Genomic DNA, 20,486 nt, shown 5'->3' with positions numbered 1-20,486 from the left:
GCATTGATCGAACGCGACGTCACCACCGCATGGTTGAGGAAATCAATCAAATCCGGCGCCGCATTGGCATAGGTGTCGCCCAACCCCGCCAACTGCTGAATGTCATGACGCGCCTGGGGCATCTGCGGATTGACATCATCGAGGATCGCATTGGCATTGACGATCGACTGCCCAAACCGATCCCCCAACCCCGCCAACGACTGCGCCGCCGCACTCAACGTCAAATTCAGCTTGACCGGATCCACCTTCTGGGCCACCGAGGTGATGGTCTGAAACAACGTATTGATCTCGGTGGTCACCGAGCGCGCATCAATCACCGCATGCGGGGCGATCCGCTGCGGCGACGGGTGGGCCGGGGTGGTCATCGAGACGTACTTTTGGCCGAACACCGTGGTCGCCACGATCTTGGCGTCCACATTGGCCGGCACCAGCTTCAGATATCGCGGATAAATGTCCAACACGAACTTCGCCGCCGGTTTGCCGTCGGCCTGCACTTCCGAAATGCTGGCCACCCGGCCGATCTGCACGCCGTTATAGGTGACCTTCGCTCCGGGATCCATCACCAAACCCGCCCGCGACGACAACATCGTCACCGGCGTCTTCTCCGTGAAATCCCCCCGAAACTGCAAATACACCAACCACAACACCAAGGCGGCGATCAACAGGACCGCGATACCGACCAACTTGTAAGGGCGCGTCGGCGGCTTGTTGACCTTCAATCGCGGAGTCGTCATGGCAGCTACACCGTGAAAGCGAAGTTCGGGTTGACGCCGTAGAGCGCCATTTCGGCCAACAGGACAATGACATTCACCGAGACAAGCGAGAAGCGCATGGACCGCCCGACGGCCTCGCCGACCCCGACCGGTCCGCCGCTGGCGTTGTACCCGTAGTAGCAATGGGTGAGCATCACAACCCCCGCCATGATGATGACCTCGCCGAATGACCAGAACACGTCATTGGGGCGCAAGAACGTCCGGAAGTAGTGCTCGTAAGTGCCGGTGGCCTGTCCGTACAGCACCGTGGTGACGACCGCCGGGGACAGGAAGGACATGATCAGCCCCAACGAGTACAGCGGGATGATGACCACCAGCCCGGCCAGCGCCCGGGTGGAGACCAGGTATGCCACCGAATCGATCCCCATGACCTCCAGCGCGTCGATCTCCTCGCTGATCCGCATGGCGCCCAATTCCGCGGTGGCGCCGGCGCCGACCGTGGCCGCCAGCACAACGCCGGAGACGACGGGGGCGACAAGACGCACGTTGATGAGTGCGGCGACGAACCCGAGGAGTGCCTGGATACCGATCTGGCTCAGCGACGCGAAACCCTGGAGGGCGACCAGCGAGCCGGCGGATAGCGTCACGAAGGAGATGATCACCGCGGTGCCGCCGACGACGGCCATGGCGCCGGTGCCCATGCCGACCTGGGCGATCAGACGCAAGATTTCCTTGCGGTAACGGGTCAGCGCCCATCCCATGCCGCGACCGCCGATTACCGCGAACCAGCCCAGCTTTCCGGCTTCGTCGAGTGATCCAGTCGTCAAGTTACCGACGCGGCTGAGGTTGGCGGCCAACCGCGGGAAGCGGGCGCGAACTACTCCGGTCGTCGTCATTTCACTGCGCTCGTTCCGAATTTGACACCGATGGTGGTCAGCACCACGTTGACCGCGTACAGGGCGACCACGGCCATGACGACGGTCTCGTTGACGGCGGTGCCCAAGCCCTTGGCGCCGCCGCGGACGGTCAGGCCTCGGTAGCAGCCGATCAGGCCCGCGATCATGCCGAAGGTCGCCGCTTTGACCGTCGAGATGATCACTTCGGGCAGCCCGGTGATCAGGGTCAGCGTGGCGAGGTAGGCACCGCCGGACACATTCTGGAGGTAGACGCCGAAGAGGAAGCCTCCGACCAGTCCGACCATGCTCACCAGGCCGTTGAGCAACATCGCGACGGTCGCACAAGCCAGAACGCGGGGCACCACCAATCGGTGGATCGGGTCGATGCCGAGCACCTCCATCGCGTCGATCTCTTCGCGGATGGTGCGAGCACCCAGGTCGGCGCAGATTGCCGTGGCCGCCGCGCCGGCGACCACCAGCACGGTCACGATCGGGCCGATCTGGGTGACCACGGCAACGCCCGCGCCCGCCCCCGAGATATCGGCGGCGCCGACCTGCAGCAGCAGGATGTTGAACGTGAAGATGAAGAGCACCGTCACCGGCACCGAGACGGCCATGGTCGGCAGCAGCGCGACGCGCATGATGAACCAGCACTGCAAGACGAACTCGCGCCACTGGAATGGCCACCGGAATGTCGCCCTGCCGGTCAGCACGCACATTCGGAAAAAGCCGCCGACTAGCGTCAGGAAGGGGGCCACGCGGTCGCGGGCATAGTCGGTCAGCCGTGGCCCTGTGGCCGTCGTCGTCACCGCTGTCCCCTCCCGCAACCACCGCGCGCCTCCCAGCACCGCGGCGAATCGTGTCGCACGCCCTGTCCTTGCCCGGACCCTTCGTATGTGACCATCGGCTCCCTACTCGCAAGTAGTAACGGAGACCACAGGAATGTACCCGATGGCCGAGCACGTGTGAACCGACAACTGCACAATTAACCCTCCGTCAATAACGGGCAAACGTTTCGGTTTTCGTCAGCCCTCCTCTCCGGCCGTTGAACCGCTTGACGCAGAACGGCTTTCAGACGCCTCCGCACCGCCGTAGCGCAGGCGTAGCTCAGTCTTGAGCACCTTCCCGGCGGGGTTGCGGGGCAGCGCGTCGACGATCTCGAGCGCCTTCGGGTGCTTGTAGCGGGCGAGCCGCTCGGTCAGAAAGCCGTCCAGGTCGCCGAGCCGAAGCTGGTCGTCGGTGACGGCCGCGACCGCGATCGGCACCTCGCCCCACTTCTCGTGAGCGCGGCCGATGACGGCGACCTCGACGATGTCGGGATGGCTGGCGAGGACGTTTTCCACCTCCGCGCAGTAGATGTTCTCGCCGCCGGAGATGATCATGTCCTTCTTGCGATCCACCACCCAGACGTAACCCTCGTCGTCCATCCGCACGAGGTCCCCGGAGTGGAACCAGCCGCCCGCGAACGCCTCCTCGGTGGCCGCGGGGTTGTTCCAGTAGCCGCTCATCAAGGTCGGTGCGCGGTAGACGATTTCGCCCACTTCGCCGACGGGCACGTCGTTCATGTTCTCGTCGACGACGCGGGCGGCGACGGTGGGGATCACCTTTCCGACCGATCCACGCTTACGGATCGCGTCGTCACCCAGCAGCATGCAGGTGACCGGCGACATCTCGGTCTGGCCGAATGCGGCCAATATCTGGGTGCCGGGGAACGTCGCCGACATCTCGCGCAGCAAGGCATCGGGGGCGGGAGCGGCTCCCCACGACATCACCCGCAGCCGCAGATCACGCGGTCGTGCCTGCTGTTCGTTGCATACCGCCTGCCACTGTGCGGGCACCAGAAAGATGCCGGTGACCTTCTCCGCCGCCAGCACGTCGAGCAGCTGGCCCGGGTCGAACGCGCCGAGCGGGTAGATCACGGTGGGGATGCCGAGCAACAGCGACGTCAGCATGTTGCCGATTCCGGCGATGTGGAAAAACGGGACACCGACGAAGCCGACGTCGTTGTTGATGTCGGCGCCGTTGGTATAGAGCCCGGTCATCGTCTGGCCGGTCAGGTTGGTGTGGGTCAGCACGGCGCCCTTGGGGCGGCCGGTGGTGCCCGAGGTGTACATGATCAGGGCCGGCGAGTCGTTCGGGATGTCGACGGGTTCGTGGGGATCGCCGGTCTCGTCGATGAGGTCCTCGTAGCCGAAAACCCCGTCGTCGGTCGAGGCGGCCGCCACGATGATCGTGCTCAGCATCGGCTGGATGTCGCGGACCCCGGTGGCCACCGGGGCGAGCACGGGTTCGGTGATCACGACGCGGGCTTCGCAGTCCTCGACCAGGAAGGCGATTTCGGCCGGGGTGAGCCGGAAGTTCAGTGGGACGGCGATGGCCCCGAGCATGTTGGCGGCCAGCACCGACTCGATGAATTCGGTGCGGTTGAGCATCAGGATCATGACCCGGTCGCCGAAGCCGACTCCCCGCCGGCTCAACCCGTCGGCCAGCGCCGACACCCGATCCTGTAGTCCACCCCACGTCACGGTGTTGCCCAGGAAGCGCAGCGCTGTCGCATTCGGCTGCATCATCGCGTGCCGCTCGAGCTGGTTCACCCAGTTCTGCCGCCGGGCGCGGTAAGGCTGCTCGGTGAGTGCGGACGTCGTGTGGCTGGCCAACTGTGCGGTCAACTACTACCTCCCCTTACACTCGCGCACCGCTTGCGCCAGGTTGATATTTGATAAAACATGGTGTTGTGTGGGTCACACTATGGCTTTAGTGCCCCAAAGACAACCCCCGCCGAGCCCCTGAAAGCCCTGGCAGCCCCCGTGAACGCACCGATTTCCACGAAGCCGCGGAGCCGGCGGCCACTGCGCAGGGCGCAGTTGTCCGACGAAGTCGCGGGTCGCCTGCGCGCGGCGATCATGTCCGGGACATTGCGTCCGGGGACTTTCATACGCCTCGACGAGACCGCGGCCGAACTCGGGGTCAGCATCACCCCCGTCCGCGAGGCGCTGCTGAAACTGCGCGGCGAAGGCATGGTGCAACTGGAGCCGCATCGCGGTCACTTCGTGTTGCCGCTGACCCGCCAGGACATTCAGGACATCTTCTGGCTGCAGGCCACGATCGCCAGGGAGCTCGCCGCCGCGGCCACCGACCACATCACCGACGGCGAGATCGACGAGCTCGACCGCATCAACCATGCGCTGGAGGCGGCCGTCGGCTCCGGCGACGCCGAGGCCATCGCGGGCATCGAGTTCGCGTTTCACCGTGTCTTCAATCAGGCCAGCGGTCGGATCAAATTGGCCTGGTTCCTGCTGAACGCCGCGCGCTACATGCCGGTGCTGGTGTACGCCGGCGACCCGGAATGGGGTGTGGCCGCGGTCGACAACCACCGCAAGTTGATCGCGGCCCTGCGCAAACGCGACGCCGCCGCCGTCATCGAGCACACCGTGTGGCAATTCACCGACGGGGCGCAGCGGCTGACCGAGATGCTGAAGCGATCGGGGATCTTCGACTGAGTCCGCGGGCTTATTAGTTCGCGGAGAGCTGCTCGGCGCGCTGCTTGAGGTTGTCGGCGAGGTGGTCGAGGACGGTGTTGAGCATGGACTTCACCATGGGCGCGGGCACGGGCATCGAGGGTTCGACATCGATATCCACCGTCAACAGGCTCGACGCACCCATCTCGACGACGCTGAACAGTTGTTCCTGCTTGGCGAACAGGTCGCCCTGCTGCATGACGGTCTGGATCTGGTTCTCGCCGGGGTAGTACACGGCCTGGATATAGGTGCCCGCAACGCCCTGGACCTCGGTGTCGAGCCGCAGCTGGCTGGGCCGCCCGTCGTCGTAGCGGGCGAGCACCCACAGGCCCTTGATCTCGTCGTTCCACTGCGGGTATGCCTCGAAATCCGCGACGATGGCCATGATCGAGGCGGCGTCGGCACCGACCTCGACGGTCTTGCTCAGGACTGGCATTGGCGAAGCATAGCCAAGCCGCGAAACGCCCAGTGCTGGGCGCCATCTCGGCGGCTTCTATTTATTGCTTCTATTTATTGCGGCTCGGCCGGTGCGACGCAGGCCGTCGACAGCAGTGCGCGGATGGCGTCGGGAATCGGGACCGGCTTGCGGCTCATCCGGTCGACGTAGACGTGCACCCAGTGCCCCAGCGCGGTGATCGGTTGGGCGCGGCCGTCGTCTGGTCCGCCATCCGACCCGAACAGCCCGAGCCGGTAGGTGACGCTGCTGCGGCCCAGCCGGGTCACCGCGAGGCCGACCACCAGGTTTTGCGGGAAATGCAGTTCGGAGAAGTAGCGGCAACCCGACTCGGCGACGATGCCCAGCTCGGGCATCGTGGTCGGGTCGAGCCCGGTGCTGGTGTTGATCCAGGCGTTGATCGCGGTGTCGAACAGCTGGTAGTACACCGCGTTGTTCAGGTGGCCGAACATGTCGTTGTCGGCCCACCGGGTTCCCACCGGCCACTGGACGGGGAAGTCGCGGCTGGTCAACCCGTCCGGTGCAGGCGGAACCGTGGGAGCCGATGTCATGCGTCTTGACTACCAGTAGCGCATGGCTTGCCGAAACAAGTCCGCCAGAACCGGCTTGCTCATCTCGCGCGGAGCGTTCTGCAGCAGGCGCTGCTGGGGGTGGGCGCCTTCGGTGAGGGCCACCACGTCGTCGTCGGTGTAGCCCACCCCGCCGAGGCCGTTGGGCATGCCCACCGCGCGCATGATGCGGATGAGTTCGTTGGCCAGCACCTCGCCGGCGTCCTGCGCGCCGGCGCCGCGCGTGTCGGCGCCGAGCAGCCGTGCGCCCTCCAGGTGCCGCTCCGGGCCAACCTCCGCGGTGAAGCGGAACGACGACGGTGCGTTGAGGATGACGGCCATGCCGTGCGGCACGAGCGGCTCGTCGGCCGGGTAGCCCGAGGGGCGGAAGTCACGCACCAGCCCCGCAACCGCATAGGCCATGCCGTGCGGTGCGTGCACGCCCGCGTTGCCGAACGCGATGCCCGCAAGCGTTGCGGCCCACATCATCTGCTCGCGGGCCTGGCTGTCGGACGCGTCGCTCACGGCGCGCTCCAGAAACTGCCCCAAGAGGCGCAACGCCTCACGGCAGCCCAGGTCGCTCCACGGGTTGGCGCCCTGGCTCATGGGCCGCAGGGTGGGCCGTTCGGGCGCGCGCCGCCGGACGTAGGGCCGCGCCGTGTAGGACTCCAGCGCGTGCGACAGCACATCCAGCCCGGCCGACGCGACGACCTCGGGCGGCAGGCTCGCGGTGCAGTCGGGGTCGACGAGCGCTTCCGTGGGACGCAGCGCGTGCGCGGCGATGCCGGTCTTCGCCTTCAGCGACAGGAGATCGAAGATCGTGATGCCCGTTACCTCGCTGCCGGTGCCGGCGGTCGTGGGGCACGCGATATGCGGCTTGAGCGGACCGGGCACCGGTTTGCCCTCGCCGATCGGCTTGTTGACATACGTCAGGAAGTCGGCGGGATGGGTGGCGTAGAGGTTGGCGGCCTTGCAGGTGTCAATGACGGAGCCGCCGCCCAGCGACACGTAGCCGTCGGGGTTCGACTCCCGGGCGAAACGCGCGGCGTCGACGAAAGACGCGTCGGTGGGCTCGACATGGGCGTCGGTGTAGGTGAGCACGTCCAGTCCGGCCGCGACGAGCGACTCGTGCGCCGTCGCGAAGATGGGCAGTTCGGCCACGCCGGCGTCGGAGAACAACGCCACCCGACGCAACCCGAGAGCGCGTGCCCGGTCGCCCAATTCAGCCAGACAACCACGCCCGAAAGTCACCCGCGACGCGTCGACGGTGAAGGCTGCGTCGCAGCCCTCGGCGACGATCGAGAAATCGCAGCACGCCATCGCTGCCATCCTAGGGGCGTTCAGATTTCCCAGGCCCGTCGCAGCGCTTCACCTTGCAACGCGAACAGCCGCTCGGACACGGACCAGTCGGGCAGCAGCGAGTCGAATCCGTGGCAGGTGCGCGCGAACACGTGCAACTCGGTGGAGACGCCCGCGCGCAGCAGTCGCAGCGCATAGTCCACCGCCTCGTCGCGGAAGGGATCGATCTCCGCGCAGGTGATCAATGCCGGTGGCAGGCCGTCGAATCGGTCTCGGCGGGCGGGCACAGCATTCTGCGAGGCGGTCTGCGGGCCCAGGTAGTGGCGCCACATCAGCTCCGCCGCCTCACCGTCGAAAGCCGGGCTGGTGCGAAACTGCGCCTTCGACTCGGTGGCCCGATCGTCCAGCACCGGCTGGTGCAGCAACTGGAACACGACCCGCGGTTCGCCCGCGGCGCCGTGCGCGAGGCAGGCGGCCAGGGCGGCGCCGGCGCTGCTCCCGGCGACGGCCAGGCGGGCCGCATCGATGCCGAGTTCGGCGGCGCCGGCCGCCACCCAGCGCAGCACGGCGATCGCGTCGTCGAGGGCGGCCGGATAACGATGCTCGGGGGCGAGCCGGTAGTCGACCGACACCACCGTGCATCGGCCGCGCCGCGCGAGCTCCACGCACTGGCGGTGATCGGTGTCCAGGTTTCCCAGCGCGAAGCCCCCGGCGTGGCAGTACACCACCGCCGGGGCCGGCGGCTCCGCGCCGCGATAGATCCGCACCGGCACGCCGCGGGCCTCGGTCACCACGGTGTCGTCGGCTATCTGGACACCTTGCGCCGCAACGCATTCCGCCGCGATTCGGCGCCGCTCGTTGAACGGTCCGCGCATGAGCTCGATGGCGGCCGGCGTGAAGTCCGTGCGCGTAGTGGCGACGGTGCGCAGCGCGGGATCGAGCCGCTCGACGCCGTCGGTCATCGGGTGTCCAGCGCCGCCACCGAGTCCTCCCCGTCCCTGGCGGAGCGGGCCTCGGCCCGGAAGCTGAAGTCGGCGGGCCGGAACCGGCGTGTCATTCCCCAGAAGCTACGCGCGCTTCGCGGCCACTGTGTGACCACCCGGCCGTTCGGGGCGCGGAAGTAGTTGCTGCACTGGGTGGTCCAGACGGTGCCGACCATCCAGCGATCGATCTTGGCGACGAACTCCGCGAGCGCCGCCGGCCGCACCGCGATGTAGGTCTTGCGTTTGCGCCGCATGTATTTCAACGCGCGCACGATGTAGCGCGCCTGGGCTTCGAGCATGAAGATCACGCTGTTGGAGCCGACATTGGTGTTGGGCCCGTAGAGCATGAAAAAGTTGGGAAACCCGGGAACGGCCATGCCGAAGTACGCGTGCGCCCCGTCGCTCCAGGTCTCGCGCAGCGTCGCTCCGTGTTCTCCGGACACGTCGAGCTCCCCCAGGTAGTCGGCCGCGGCGTAGCCGGTGGCGCACACCACGACGTCCACGTCGCGTTCGCTGCCGTCTTCGGCGACCAGCGAGCGGGCGCGCAGGTAGCGGGCCGGGCTATTCACCACCTCCACGTTGGGCAGCGTCAATGCGGGCAGGTAGTCCGACGAGAACACCAGTCGCTTGCAGCCCATTGGGTGGTCGGGGGTCAGCTTGCGGCGCAATTCCTCATCGGCGACGGTCTCTTCGAGCATGCCCAGGGCAAGCGCGGTGAACTCCTGGGTCTTTTCGCTGCCATGCTCGATCACCGAGATGTTGGATTCGCTGCGCAGCCACAGCCGGGTCCGGTACAGCTTCTTGGCGAACGGCACGTGGGCCAGAATCCAGCGCTCCCGGCGCGTGTAGTGCCGGTCCGGCTTGGGCAATATCCAGGTCGGTGATCGTTGCACCGAATACACGCGGGCGGCGACCTTGGCCAATTCCGGGACCAGTTGCGAGGCCGTCGAACCCGTTCCCAGCACGGCGACCCGCGCGCCCTCGAGGGCGACCGAGTGATCCCATCGCGACGAGTGCATCACCGTTCCGGTGAACGGCTCCTGTTCGACGAGATCCGGAAGCAGCGGCCGGGTGAACAATCCGACGGCCGAAACCACGATGTTGAAATGGTGTCGCGCCCCGTCCGCGGCCGTCAGGCACCAGCGCTGGGTATCGTGATCCCAGCTGGCGGAACGGATTTCGGTGCGCAGTTTCAGGTGGGGGCGAAGACCATATTCGTTGGCGCAGCGCTCGAAGTAGGCCAGGATCTCGGGCTGCGGTGACCAGAGCCGCGACCAGTGCGGGTTCAGGTCGAACGAGTAGGAATAGAGGTGTGACTTGACGTCGCATGCCAGGCCCGGATAGGTGTTGATGCGCCACGTTCCGCCCACGTCGTCTTCGCGGTCGAAGATGGTGAAGTCGTGAAACTCCGCCCGCTTCAACAGGATTCCCAGCGCCAAGCCACCGGGCCCGGCACCGATGATGCCGATCTTCATCGAATCTGCAGGCATTGCCCACCGTCGACGACCAACTCGGAACCCGTGATGAACGACGCCGCCTCGGAGACCAGGAACGCGACGGCGTCGGCGATTTCGCGGGGCTGCCCGAGCCGTCCGAACATCGCGGTCTCGGCGAGCCGTGACTGCGTGTCCGCGTCGAGCATTTCGGTGGCGATCGGGCCCGGGAACACCGCGTTGACGCGAATGCCCGACGGCGCGAGTTCGGCGGCGGCGGTCTGGGTCAGGCCCCGCAGCGCCCACTTGGACGAGCCGTACGCGCTGTGGTGCGGGAACGGGCGCATCGCCCCGGTGCTACAGATGTTGACGATCGCCGCGTGTTCGGCCTCCCGTAGCAGATCCAGGGTGGCGCTCATGCCGAGGAAAGCCCCCAAACAGTTCACCCGCCACGCCTTTTCGAAATCCTCGGCCGTCTCGTCGGCCAACGCTGCCCGGTGCAACACTCCGGCGTTGTTGACCAGCGCGCTCAGCGACCCGAACGTCTCGACGATGCGCTCGGCGGCGGCGTTCCACTGCGCCTGGGACGTCACGTCGAGCTGGATCGCGATCACGTTGTCGTCGCCCAGCTCGTCGACCGCCGCGGCCAATTCGCCGGCCCGCACGTCGCAGGCCGCCACCGAATAGCCGTCCGCGCGTAGCCGTTTGGCGATGGCCCACCCCTGCCCCCCGGCGGCGCCGGTCACCAGCGCGACACGCTGATTCATGGTCACGGAACCTCGGGACTGTCGGACAGGCCGTGGCTGGTCACGAACTGGCACCGCCGCCGCCGGAAACACCACCGCCCGTCGAGACGGACAATTTCGTCGTCGTACAGCGCGGGCCGCAGGTGCAGGTCGCCGGCGCGGACGAACAGCACCTGGGATCGGGCAGTCGCGGTGTCGCCACGGACATCGACACGCGAGACCCCGGTCAGGTGCAGGCCGCGCGGCGCATCCCGGAACATCTTCGCTATCTCGTCGGGCCCGGCGAAAGACCGCCCATAGACGACAAATTCGGCATCGGCGCTGAACAGCCTTAGGCATCCCTCGATGTCGCCGGCGTCGAGAGCCAGCGCGTAGCCGGCGATCACCTCGCGAATCGCGGCTTGGTCGTCGGTCACTGTCCGGTCGCCTCACGTAGATGTTCCGCCGCGCCCCGCCGCAGCGCCTGCGATTCGGCCGCCAGGGTGATCATCCGAAATCCCATCTGCGCCATGGCGTGACCGGTCTTGCCCCCTCCGGCGTGGATCCCGGTGAGCAGCCCGGCGTCGGTCGCCACGCGATGGATTCGTTCGATCGCGTCCCGCACCTTCGGATGGGCCGTGGCCCCCAAGACGTCGACACCCATCGAGATGGCCAGATCGGCGGGCCCGACGTAGATTCCGGCCAGGCCGTCGACGGCACAGATCTGATCCAGGACCGACAGCGCCCCGGCGGTTTCGATCATCGCGAATACGCTCACGCGGGATTCGTGCTCGGCCGGGTCGAGGCCGAGGCTGGCGCGCAGCGGGCCGAAGCTGCGCACGCCCGCCGGCGGGTAGCGGGAGGCGGCCACCGCCGCGGCGGCCTCGTCGGCCGACTCGATCATCGCGATGACGACGGCGTCGGCCCCGGCGTCCAGCACCCGCCCGATCGGCGCGGCGTCGGCATTGGGCAGTCGCACCACGGTAGCGATGGGGAGGTGTTCGATGCGCCTCAGCATGCCGGCGATGTCGGCGTCGTCGAGGTATCCGTGCTGGGCGTCGAAACCCAGGTAGTCGTAACCGGCGCGGGCGAATTCCTCGGGCCCGATCAGCGTCGGGCCGGTGATCCAGCCGCCCCACAGCGGGGTCGGGTGGTCGCCGCCGAAGACGCTCATTGCGCGATCGCGATCTTGATGCGCTCGGGCACCGGCCGGCAGGCCAGCTCGAAAGCTGCCTGGACGTCTTGCACATCTTGGACGCCGAAGGTGTGGGTGAGATACGAGCCCAACAACCCGGGATGGTCCGCGGCGAACTTGCCGGCGAGCTCCAGCATTCGCCGCCGGTCAAGCGTCACACCGGATTTCAGCGTCAAGTTGTTGCGCAGCATGAGTCGCATGCTAATCGGGTAGGCCTCGTCGTCGGCGACGCCGAAGTAGAAGACGGTGCCGCCGGGGGCGGCGGCTTGGATGGCGTGCCCGAGTGTCGCGACCTGGTGACCGACGGCCTCGATGACGACGTGGGCCCGGTCGGCGGGCGCCAGCTGGCTCACCCAGCGGTCGCTGGTGGCACGCACCCGGTCGTCGACGCCGAATGCCGTTGCGGCGCTTTCGCGGTCGATGGGGTCGACGCCGGTGACGCGCCGGGCGCCGGCCGCCTTGGCGACATAGGAAAACAGCAGTCCGATCGAGCCCTGGCCGATGATCGCGACGTGACGGCCGGCCAGGTCGGGCAGTTGCTCGCAGGCATAGAGGACACACGCCAGTGGTTGCAGCCCGACGGCTTCGGCGGGGGTCAGCGCCGGGTCGTAGGGCGCCAACCCGTTGCCGTCGGTGACGACGCGTTCCATCAGCCCGTCGAATCCGGATGCCCAGCCCACCACCAGATTGCCGGGGCGATGCTCGGGATGCCGGCTGGCGATCACCTCGCCGGCGACCTCATGGATCGGGAATCCGTCTTTCTCCGCCGCGCTTGGCCCGTCGTCTCCGGGAAGCCGGCCCCGGGCGCCGCGGAACGCGGGCAGATCGCTACCGCAGACTCCCGCGGCCAGGAACCGAAGCAGCACCTGGCCGTCGCCCAGGTGCTCGGGTGTCTTGTCGGCGATCGACGTCCGCTCGAACACGTAGGGCGCGACGATCCGGTAGGACCACACGTCAGACCTCCACGGGGATCTTGTTCCATCCCCATTGGAAGCTGGACGGCAGCCGCGTCGCGGCCTCGCTCTGGATCGCGTAGTCCGGCACCCGCCGCAGCCATTCGGTCAGCAGCACATCGATTTCCAGCCGGGCCAGGTGGTAGCCGATGCAGAAGTGCTGACCGCGACCGAACGCCAGCGAACGGCGGATGGGTCGGTTCCAGACGAACTTGTCGGGCTCGTCGTACTCCCGCTCGTCGCGGTTGGCCGACGCCAGCAGCGTGATGACGCGCTGGCCGGGCCGGATCGTTTCGTCGTGAATGCTGAAGGGCTTCCGCGCGGTTCGCGCGAACCACTGCGCCGGCGCGCAGAACCGGATCATCTCCTCGCGGGCGACCGGCGCGTTGGCGTTCGCGTCGCCGCGCACCGCGGCCAATTGGTCGGGCCGCCGGGACAGTTCCCACAGCCCGTGGGCGACGATCTTCGGCACGGTTTCCGTCCCGCCGATGAAGATGCACAACATTTGCGTCGCGGCTTCGACGTCGGACAGGGCGCTGCCGTCGGGCAATCGGTAGCCGAGCAGGCCGTCGACAACGGGCAACGCGTCACCGGACGGGTCGGCCCGGCGGCGCTGCACCACCGGTGTCAGGTACTCGAGGTAGTTGGGCCGCGCTTGTGCGGTGTCGACGCCCTCGCCGGGCTCGGCCAAACTGCCGGCATTGACCGCTGCCAGCACTTGCGGTGCGAGATCGTCGGGCAGGCCCAGCAATTCGCACACCATCGACGCCGCGACGATGCCGCCATACTCTTGCGTCAGGTCGAAGCAACCCCGTGGCAGCAGCTCATCGAGGCGCTCGTTGGCCAGGGTGCGGATTCGGGCTTCCAGCCCAGCGACCGACCGCGGACGCAACGGCTGGGAGTGCGCGCGCCGGATCTCGGCGTACAAATCGGTGTCGAAGACGGCGTGAAACGGTAACGGATGCAGCGGCGGATCATCGAGGGGCCCATCGTTGTGCTGAGCCAGCACCGACGCCGGGGGCAATGTGCCTTCCGTCGCGACGAACGTTCCGTCGTTGACGTCGAGCACCCGCCAGATGTCCTCGAAGCGGGACAGGGCGAAGGTATCCCACAGCGGCATGTAGTACACCGGGTAGCGATCGCGCAGGATTCCGTAGTACGGCAAGGGGTTTGCCATCACCCGCGCGTCGAATGGGTCGTAGGTGAAGTCCACTGGTGCGCCCGTCACTGCAGCGGCGAGGGCGGAAGGGCCTGCAGAATCGAATCTTCCCAGCCGTCGCGCAGCGCGGGCGCGACGCTCATCCAGGTGACGATCTCGGCGGGTGGGCTGTCTTTCCAGGACGGATAGTGGTTGGCGAAGCATTCCCAGCCACCGTCGAGTGCCCAGTAGTGGATGACCTCGTTGTAGCGGAACGTCGTGGTGAACGAACCCAGCCAACGCTTGCCCGTGCGCTCCGACCAGGGCACGTAGAGCCGCTCCAGCTCGCGGATGTAGTCGTCCTGTCGCCCCGGCTTGGTCTGCATGATCTCCTGAATCACCAGCGGCGCAGTGAAATTGGACTCTCGCAGCTGCGCCAGCGTTTTGTTGCTCGGTCCGGGGTACATGATTCGCCCCTCCCCCGAGGCGCCGATGTCGGACAGAAACGACGACCATTTTCCGGCCGCCGCCTCGTGGCTGCCGCCGCGTGCCTGCGCCGCTCCGATCCTGGCGTAGTCGGCGAAGGCGTCGAGCTCCCAGATGACCGTCACTTGCGGCCAGTGGCCGTTGTAGGGGGTGGATTCCCAGATCGCGAACAGCCGGGCACCGAGTTCGGCCATCATCGGCTGGTAGACCTCGGAGAAGACTTCGGTGAAGCGATCGCTGCGACCGGAGCCCAGCGAGATCGTCTCGTGCAGATAGAGCAGGGTGTGGCCGTAGTACTTCTTCATGGGCGAGTCATGGGCTAATCGGCGCGCTAGTCGATCCGGATCAACTCTGAGTCGGCCCGCGAACACGTAGCGGTGTCACACAGCAGCGGCTCGGTGCCATCGACCGACTCGCACGAAATCCCCGCGGCAGCAAGCGCGTAGCCCTTGAACGTCCGCGCCGCGGCGCTCAGTACGTGCTGCGCCCTCGTCGTCGCGCGATTCACTCCCAGGGGCCACCCATCGCCCCACAACGCGACTTCGGTCAAACCGTTGTCCAGGGACTTGAGCACCGCGTCGCGTACCCGCTCGTCTGCGGTGAATGCCTCGGCGCTGACGGCCAGGCTGTGGCCCGGCGAAGCGAGCTGCGCGTCCAGTTCCGCTGTCCGCACGCCGAGGATCCGAAGCGACCGGGAGTCGCGGCCCTTCGGTAGCAGCACGGTCACCTGCCATCCGGCCATCACCCGGTCGTAGAGCCAGCCACCGGCCGATTGCACGACGTCGGCCGCGGTGGCCGCGACGACGTCCAGCCGGTATCGCAGGCACTCACCGTCGGCCCGGGTTGCCCGCCCGGCACCGAGCCGGCTGCTCTCGCTGATGTAGGGAGTGACCATCAATCCGTTCCTCACCGCCGCACCGAAACGGTGCATCGGCGTTACCGCAACGCTCGTCCTGGGCTGTTGGCCGCCACGCGGCTCACCGGACAGCGTGACACTTCGGCGCAACTTTGTAAAGGTGCGACCGGCGGTCACACGCCGCGGCGGGCCTTGAGCTCGGCCAGAATTTCGTCGGTGTGCTGACCCAGTTCCGGTGCCGCAGAACGCGGTGACCATGGCGTGCCATGGAAATCGGCCGGCGTCGCCACCATCGGCACGGTGGATTCTTTGTCCGGTACGTCGACGATGCCGCCGGCGGCGTGGAACTGCTCGTCGGCGACGACATCCTCGATGCTGTTGACCGGTGACCAGAAGAAATCGGGTTCTCCCGCGAAGACCTCTGCCCATTCGTCAAGCGGTTTGGACGCGAAGATTTCGTCCAACTCGGCAATGAGCGCCGCCCCATTGACGGCGCGGGCGCGGGCATCGCGGAATCGGGGATCGTCGAGCCACTCGGGGCGGCCGACGGCACGACACAGCGGCGGCCAATGCCGGTCGCCCTCGAGGCCGACGATCCAGAACCGGCGACCATCGCCCGCGGTGTAGTTGTTCATGCACGGGTTGCCCATGGTTTCGCGTTGCCCGATGGCGATCGGCTGGCCGGTCAGCAGATAGGTGTTGATGTCGAAGCTGACGGTGTAGGCGCCCTGGCGGTAAAGCGAGGTGCTCACCAGCTGGCCGGTCCCGGTGCGTTCGCGGGCGAGCAGCGCAGCGCAAATGGCCGCGGCCAGCGTCATGCCGGCCGAGTGGTCACCCATGCCGCCGCGCTGAAACGGCGGGGTGTCCCCGGGCCGGGTGAGCAGGTGCGCCACGCCGGCGCGCGACCAAAACGCAGCGACGTCGTAGGCGGCGCGGTCGGCATCGGGCCCGTCTTCGCCGTACCCGGTGATCAGGCCGTAGACCAGGCGGGGGTGGCGCGCCGACACCGACTCGAAGTCGAGGCCCAGCTTTCGCAATGCGCCGGGGCGCACGTTGGTGACGAAAACGTCTGCGTCCGAGAGCAATTCGAGCGCGATGTCGTGGCCCTCTTCGGTGGTGAGGTCCAGGACGATGCTGCGTTTGGAGCGGTTGTCCATTTCGAACGGCGGGTTGACCCCGAGGTCGCAGCCCAGCATCCGGCCGAACAGGCGCCCGGGGTCGCCGCGCGGGGGCTCGATCTTGATGACGTCGGCGCCCCAGTCGGCCAGGATGCCACCGGCGGCCGGGCCGGCCACCCAGACCCCGAGTTCGACGACTTTGATGCCCGCTACCGGTCCCGTCATGGCTACGTTCCTACTCCGTGCTGCCGCAGGGTGGCCAACCCGCCGTCACTGACGGATAGGTCAGGCGTGTCCCGGCGTATCGGGCAGTGCCTCACGCCACTGGCGCCACAGAGCCCGGTCGGTCATCAAGTCGAGCAGGCTGCCGAATCCGCTCGGATAGACAAGCGACACCAACCATTCCCGCGAATCGCCTTGGCTCACACGGAAACCGCCGCGATAGAACTGACGCAGCCATTTGATGGTCAGTTGGTCTCGACGAAAGTCGAAGACCACCACGGGCTCCCCCGACGACAGCTTCGCCTTGTAGTCGGTGAGGCCCAGCTCCTCGTCGATCCATTTCGAGTACTCCGTGGCGACGCAGCGCACATTCGTGTCGGTCAGCTGCAGCTCGACGTTGACCCACCAGGAATTGCCCCGGTTCTTCAGCAGGTAGGCCTTGGTATGCGGCGGCGCACTTGCCATCTCGTCCTACTCCGTCGTCGCTTGGGTCTCGTCCGGGCGTCAGCGTAGCGCGTGTTTGAGCCGCTGAGTCGGCCTTGGGGGACAATCGCAACCATGACTCTCGTAGCCGGACGTGGTCCGTTAAGCAGTGATCCGGCCGGGCGGTTCTCGCCCGCGCTGCCCTCGGAGGTCGTCTTCGTCGAGCCGCACCCGCGGCGGGTCCAGGCCTTCCGGGACGGGCGCGCGGTGATCGACACCGAGCGGGCGCTGCTGGTGCACCGCCGGGGTCGTGCGCTCAGCTACGCGTTTCCGGCCGACGAGGTCGGCGACCTGCCCACCGAACCCGAGCCGGAGGCGCCGGGCTTCGTCCACGTGCCTTGGGACGCCGTCGACACCTGGCTGGAAGAGGGCCGCGAGCTCGTTCACTATCCGCCGAATCCCTACCATCGGGTCGACTGCCGCCCGACGCGGCGCCGCCTTCGCGTCTCGGTCGGCGACACCGTCTTAGTGGACACCGAGGACACGGTGATCCTGTTCGAGACCGCCCTCGAACCGCGTCTGTACGTCGATCCCTCGCACGTGCGCACCGATTTGCTGCGGCGCTCGGAGACGTCGAGCTATTGCAACTACAAGGGCTTCGCGACGTATTGGTCCGTCGTCTCGGGCGACCAGGTCGTCGAGGACGTCGCCTGGAGCTACGCGGACCCGCCCCCGGAAAGCCTTCCCATCAAAGGGTTCCTGAGTTTCGACGCCGCCCGAGCCGACGTCGTCGCCGAGCTCCCGCTTAGCCCGGGTAGTTAGGCCGTCCCAGCTTGAGCTCGTGCTGGGCGATCATGTTGCGGAAGACCTCGAGGGTGCCGCCGTAGATCCCGAGCGGCAGCGCCAGCCGGTAGAGGTGTTCCGCCGCGCCCTCGCCGACGCAACCGTGGGCATCGGCGGGCAACGCCGACGCCGTGCCCGCGATATCCATCAGATCGGCGGAGATGTCGCGCATCGTCTGGGCGACCGCGACGCGCCCGAACATGCCAGGCGTGGACAGCGCCGCCTCCACCCGGGCGACGCTGCGCCCCAGCCGGTGCTTCACCGACTCGTCGGCCGCCGGCCCGACGATGCCCGCGACGGTGTCGACCACTTCGGCCATCACGTCGCCGTGAGCTCCCATCGCCGCAAGGTATTGCAGGCCATGGTCTTCGCGATCGACGAGGCCGTGCTCGGAATCCAGCGCCGCGCGCATCACCGTCCAGCCGCCGTTGACCTCGCCGATCCGGTAGAGATCGTCGACGCGTACGTCGCTGTAGTAGACGATGTTGGTGCGGTCGCCGTCCAGGGTGCGGATGCCCTGGATCTCGATGCCCGGTGAATCGAGCGGCACCAGGAACATGGTCAGGTTCTTGTGTTTCGGCCCTTGCGGGTCGGTGTTGGTGAGCAGAAAGACGTACCTGGCGTTCTGCGCGTTCGACGTAAACATCTTGGAGCCGTTGATAATCCACGCATCACCGTCGCGGGCCGCGCGGGTTTTGCAGGTGGCGACGTCGGAGCCGCCCTCGGGTTCGGTGTAACCCAGGCAGAGCCGAATCTCGCCGGACAGCACGCCCGGCACGACCTTGCCGGCGAGCTCCGGCGCGCCGAATTGCTGCACCAGCCGCGCGACGACGGACGTGGTGCCCCAGTGATACCAGGGCGTGTGCGCCCGGGCGATCTCCAGTTGAAAGATGCGCCGGCGAACCGCACTGAATCCGCCCTCGGACTCGAGCTTCCAATCCGACGCCAGATAGCCGGCCTCGCCCAGCGCCAAATGCACTTGCTCGTCGAAGTTTTCGCCAAACTCCCGCTGACGGCGGAGCACCTCGTCGGTGACGTGCTTGGTGATGAACGCCCGGGTTTCCTCGAGGAAGGCCTGATCCTCTGGGGACAGTTGGACGCGGGAGAAGTCCATCAGGCCGCGTCGATCACGAGGGTGCGGAATCGGTCGAGGGTCTCGAGCGCGTGGGTGATGCTGTCCCCGGGCAGGTGGACGCCGACCCACGTGACTCCCACGGCCGCAAGCTTTTCCAGGCCGCCGAGGTACGCGTCGGCGTTGAAGTCGTCGGTCGCGGGGCTGCCGCCCTCAAAGTTGCTGAAGGTGATGTCGATGGCCGACCAGTCCCTGCCCGCCGCATCGCAGCGGCGGCGCAGGTCGTCGATGCCCTCGGTGAGGCGCTCGACGGAATCGATGACCGCGGTGCCCGCGGTCTGGGCCAGCTGCGGCGGGGCCGGAAACGGGCACCAGCCGTCTCCATATTGGGCGACGCGCTGGCGGGCGGTCGTGGTGTTGCCGCCTATCCAGATCGGCGGAGGGCGCACCGGCCGGGGGTGCGCGGTGATGCCGCGCGCGCTGAAATGCTTTCCCTCAAAGGACATGTCGTCGCTGGTCCAGATGGCCCGGATCACCTGCAGCGCTTCCTCGAACAGCTCCGCGCGCTCGTCGTAGCTCACACCCAACGCCGCGAACTCCCGTTTGAGGTAGCCGACGCCGACCGCGAGCGTGAACCGGCCGCCGGAGAGCAAATCCAGCGTGGCGCCGGACTTGGCCACCACGAAGGGGTTTCGGTACGGCAGCACCACGATGTTGGGAATCAGCCGCAGCGTTGTCGTCGTCGCCGCCGCGAAACCCAGTGCGACAAAAGGATCCAGAGCGTCGTGGCCGCCGGCTTCCAGCCACCGCTGCGACGGTGCGGGGTGGTCGGTGAACCCGAAGCCGTGAATGCCCGCCGCCTCGGTGGCTTCCGCCACTTTCCCGATTCCCTCGCCGCTCAAGAACTCCGGGTTGTACGGATGGCTGTGCATCGGGTGCGTGATGGTGAAGCGCATGGCAGTCAGAATCGCGCGCGGGAATCGATCGCCGTGTCGCTGGTGCGCAGCGGCCGGATCAGCGCCTCCTGAGCGAAGGAGCACAACAGCTCTCCGGCCTCGGCGTGCACGGTGCCGCGCACGTACGACATGCCCGCGCCGACCTGCGTGCTCTCGTGCGTGTAAAGCAGCCACCCGTCCCAGCGCACCGGCTCGTGGAACGCCACGGAGATGCTCATCGGTGCGGTGGACACGGTCAGGTGCGCCTGGCTGGTACCGATGCCCGGGTGCGCGCGCATGGTGGTGGAGATGCCCAGATGTCCGGTGAAGTACGCGACGAGGGCCTTGGCCAGGTCGTCGCGGTCCGGGATCGGGTCGTAGTGCAGCCATGCGTACAGCTCGGGCGGCCCGACCTCGTCGGGGCTGTTGACGTCGACGACGTCAACGAGGCGCAGTTCGCGCCCGCCCATCGGCATCTCGGCATGGTTGGCGTCGGCCGGCGCGGCCACGTCGGGCCGCGGCAGGTGGTGGCGGATGACGTCGCCAGTGGGGACGTCGGCCAACACCGTGATGCTCAGGCAGCGTCGCCCGTTCTGGTGCACGGCGACAACCGCGGTAGCCGTGGACCGGCCCTCGGCCACGACGTCGAGGACGAATTCGACCGGCGGGCCGACGG

23 protein-coding genes are annotated in these 20,486 nt (G+C 67.3%); 2 read left to right on the top strand and 21 right to left on the bottom strand.

Translation table 11 applies throughout. The features are described from left to right. From A5745_RS22990 to fadD5, 4 genes are all read right to left on the bottom strand, one after another. The coding region (locus A5745_RS22990) for an MCE family protein (RefSeq protein ID WP_139329762.1) at nucleotides 1–734 on the bottom strand (734 nt) is incomplete at its 3' end. Between the two features lie 5 nt (nucleotides 735–739). Further along, nucleotides 740–1,609 (bottom strand): ABC transporter permease, encoded by an 870-nt coding sequence (locus A5745_RS22985; protein WP_076061207.1) that lies wholly within the window; start codon nucleotides 1,607–1,609, stop codon nucleotides 740–742. Continuing rightward, on the bottom strand, nucleotides 1,606–2,328 hold the full coding sequence (locus A5745_RS22980; protein WP_369804962.1) for an MlaE family ABC transporter permease: 723 nt from the start codon (nucleotides 2,326–2,328) through the stop codon (nucleotides 1,606–1,608). The genes A5745_RS22985 and A5745_RS22980 overlap by 4 nt, the downstream gene beginning before the upstream one ends. A 306-nt stretch (nucleotides 2,329–2,634) precedes the next feature. Next, nucleotides 2,635–4,278: a fatty-acid--CoA ligase FadD5 gene (gene fadD5 / locus A5745_RS22975; protein ID WP_076061208.1), complete on the bottom strand. Its 1,644-nt coding sequence runs from the start codon at nucleotides 4,276–4,278 to the stop codon at nucleotides 2,635–2,637. 138 nt (nucleotides 4,279–4,416) lie between these two features. Here fadD5 and A5745_RS22970 point away from each other — a divergent pair, with 138 nt between their 5' ends. Then, nucleotides 4,417–5,109: a GntR family transcriptional regulator gene (locus A5745_RS22970; protein ID WP_076061210.1), complete on the top strand. Its 693-nt coding sequence runs from the start codon at nucleotides 4,417–4,419 to the stop codon at nucleotides 5,107–5,109. Between the two features lie 13 nt (nucleotides 5,110–5,122). Here the strand turns inward: A5745_RS22970 and A5745_RS22965 are convergent, their stop codons facing one another. The 14 genes from A5745_RS22965 to A5745_RS22900 all read right to left on the bottom strand — a co-directional run bounded on the left by A5745_RS22965 (nucleotide 5,123) and on the right by A5745_RS22900 (nucleotide 17,002). After that, on the bottom strand, nucleotides 5,123–5,563 hold the full coding sequence (locus A5745_RS22965; RefSeq protein WP_076061212.1) for an SRPBCC family protein: 441 nt from the start codon (nucleotides 5,561–5,563) through the stop codon (nucleotides 5,123–5,125). Between the two features lie 74 nt (nucleotides 5,564–5,637). Next, nucleotides 5,638–6,132, bottom strand: a complete 495-nt coding sequence (locus A5745_RS22960) for a thioesterase family protein (RefSeq protein ID WP_076119181.1) — start codon at nucleotides 6,130–6,132, stop codon at nucleotides 5,638–5,640. Nucleotides 6,133–6,141: 9 nt separating this feature from the next. Then, nucleotides 6,142–7,449, bottom strand: a complete 1,308-nt coding sequence (locus tag A5745_RS22955) for a hydroxyacid-oxoacid transhydrogenase (protein ID WP_076119189.1) — start codon at nucleotides 7,447–7,449, stop codon at nucleotides 6,142–6,144. 20 nt (nucleotides 7,450–7,469) lie between these two features. Beyond that, nucleotides 7,470–8,390, bottom strand: coding sequence for an alpha/beta hydrolase (locus tag A5745_RS22950; RefSeq protein ID WP_076119179.1), 921 nt, complete (start codon nucleotides 8,388–8,390; stop codon nucleotides 7,470–7,472). Further along, entirely contained in the window at nucleotides 8,387–9,901 is a 1,515-nt protein-coding gene (locus A5745_RS22945) for an NAD(P)/FAD-dependent oxidoreductase (protein ID WP_076119177.1), read from the bottom strand. The genes A5745_RS22950 and A5745_RS22945 overlap by 4 nt, the downstream gene beginning before the upstream one ends. Further along, nucleotides 9,883–10,611: an SDR family NAD(P)-dependent oxidoreductase gene (locus A5745_RS22940; protein ID WP_076119174.1), complete on the bottom strand. Its 729-nt coding sequence runs from the start codon at nucleotides 10,609–10,611 to the stop codon at nucleotides 9,883–9,885. The genes A5745_RS22945 and A5745_RS22940 overlap by 19 nt, the downstream gene beginning before the upstream one ends. 2 nt (nucleotides 10,612–10,613) lie before the next feature. Beyond that, the gene (locus A5745_RS22935) at nucleotides 10,614–11,006 is read right to left on the bottom strand and encodes a nuclear transport factor 2 family protein (protein WP_076119172.1); all 393 of its coding nucleotides are present in this window, start codon (nucleotides 11,004–11,006) and stop codon (nucleotides 10,614–10,616) included. After that, nucleotides 11,003–11,743 carry an HpcH/HpaI aldolase/citrate lyase family protein gene (locus tag A5745_RS22930; protein ID WP_076119171.1) on the bottom strand — a complete coding sequence of 247 codons (741 nt, stop codon included), beginning with the start codon at nucleotides 11,741–11,743 and terminating at the stop codon, nucleotides 11,003–11,005. The genes A5745_RS22935 and A5745_RS22930 overlap by 4 nt, the downstream gene beginning before the upstream one ends. Continuing rightward, a complete protein-coding gene (locus tag A5745_RS22925; protein WP_076119170.1) occupies nucleotides 11,740–12,717 on the bottom strand; it encodes a zinc-binding dehydrogenase in 978 nt (325 codons plus the stop codon). The genes A5745_RS22930 and A5745_RS22925 overlap by 4 nt, the downstream gene beginning before the upstream one ends. A gap of 1 nt (nucleotide 12,718) precedes the next feature. Next, on the bottom strand, nucleotides 12,719–13,930 hold the full coding sequence (locus A5745_RS22920; protein ID WP_076119186.1) for a cytochrome P450: 1,212 nt from the start codon (nucleotides 13,928–13,930) through the stop codon (nucleotides 12,719–12,721). A gap of 11 nt (nucleotides 13,931–13,941) precedes the next feature. Continuing rightward, nucleotides 13,942–14,646 carry an NIPSNAP family protein gene (locus A5745_RS22915; protein ID WP_076119168.1) on the bottom strand — a complete coding sequence of 235 codons (705 nt, stop codon included), beginning with the start codon at nucleotides 14,644–14,646 and terminating at the stop codon, nucleotides 13,942–13,944. Nucleotides 14,647–14,672: 26 nt separating this feature from the next. Continuing rightward, complete coding sequence (locus A5745_RS22910) at nucleotides 14,673–15,236, bottom strand: hypothetical protein (RefSeq protein ID WP_076119184.1); 564 nt, start codon at nucleotides 15,234–15,236, stop codon at nucleotides 14,673–14,675. 134 nt (nucleotides 15,237–15,370) lie between these two features. Beyond that, complete coding sequence (locus tag A5745_RS22905; RefSeq protein ID WP_076119165.1) at nucleotides 15,371–16,540, bottom strand: CaiB/BaiF CoA-transferase family protein; 1,170 nt, start codon at nucleotides 16,538–16,540, stop codon at nucleotides 15,371–15,373. 60 nt (nucleotides 16,541–16,600) lie between these two features. After that, complete coding sequence (locus A5745_RS22900) at nucleotides 16,601–17,002, bottom strand: hypothetical protein (protein WP_076061231.1); 402 nt, start codon at nucleotides 17,000–17,002, stop codon at nucleotides 16,601–16,603. 93 nt (nucleotides 17,003–17,095) lie between these two features. Between A5745_RS22900 and A5745_RS22895 the strand changes: the two genes are divergently transcribed. Further along, nucleotides 17,096–17,782 carry a DUF427 domain-containing protein gene (locus A5745_RS22895; RefSeq protein ID WP_076119163.1) on the top strand — a complete coding sequence of 229 codons (687 nt, stop codon included), beginning with the start codon at nucleotides 17,096–17,098 and terminating at the stop codon, nucleotides 17,780–17,782. Here A5745_RS22895 and A5745_RS22890 read toward each other — a convergent pair. The 3 genes from A5745_RS22890 to A5745_RS22880 form a co-directional block, all read right to left on the bottom strand. Further along, nucleotides 17,766–18,917, bottom strand: coding sequence for an acyl-CoA dehydrogenase family protein (locus A5745_RS22890; RefSeq protein WP_076119162.1), 1,152 nt, complete (start codon nucleotides 18,915–18,917; stop codon nucleotides 17,766–17,768). The genes A5745_RS22895 and A5745_RS22890 overlap by 17 nt on opposite strands. Then, nucleotides 18,917–19,831: an LLM class F420-dependent oxidoreductase gene (locus tag A5745_RS22885; protein ID WP_076119160.1), complete on the bottom strand. Its 915-nt coding sequence runs from the start codon at nucleotides 19,829–19,831 to the stop codon at nucleotides 18,917–18,919. The genes A5745_RS22890 and A5745_RS22885 overlap by 1 nt, the downstream gene beginning before the upstream one ends. 5 nt (nucleotides 19,832–19,836) lie before the next feature. After that, a partial coding sequence (locus A5745_RS22880; RefSeq protein WP_076119158.1) for an acyl-CoA thioesterase II occupies nucleotides 19,837–20,486 on the bottom strand: 650 nt, incomplete at its 5' end.

The sequence above is a fragment of the Mycobacterium sp. IS-2888 genome, assembly GCF_001954215.1.
GTDB lineage: Bacteria > Actinomycetota > Actinomycetes > Mycobacteriales > Mycobacteriaceae > Mycobacterium.
This window is presented reverse-complemented; position numbering and strand designations above follow the sequence as displayed.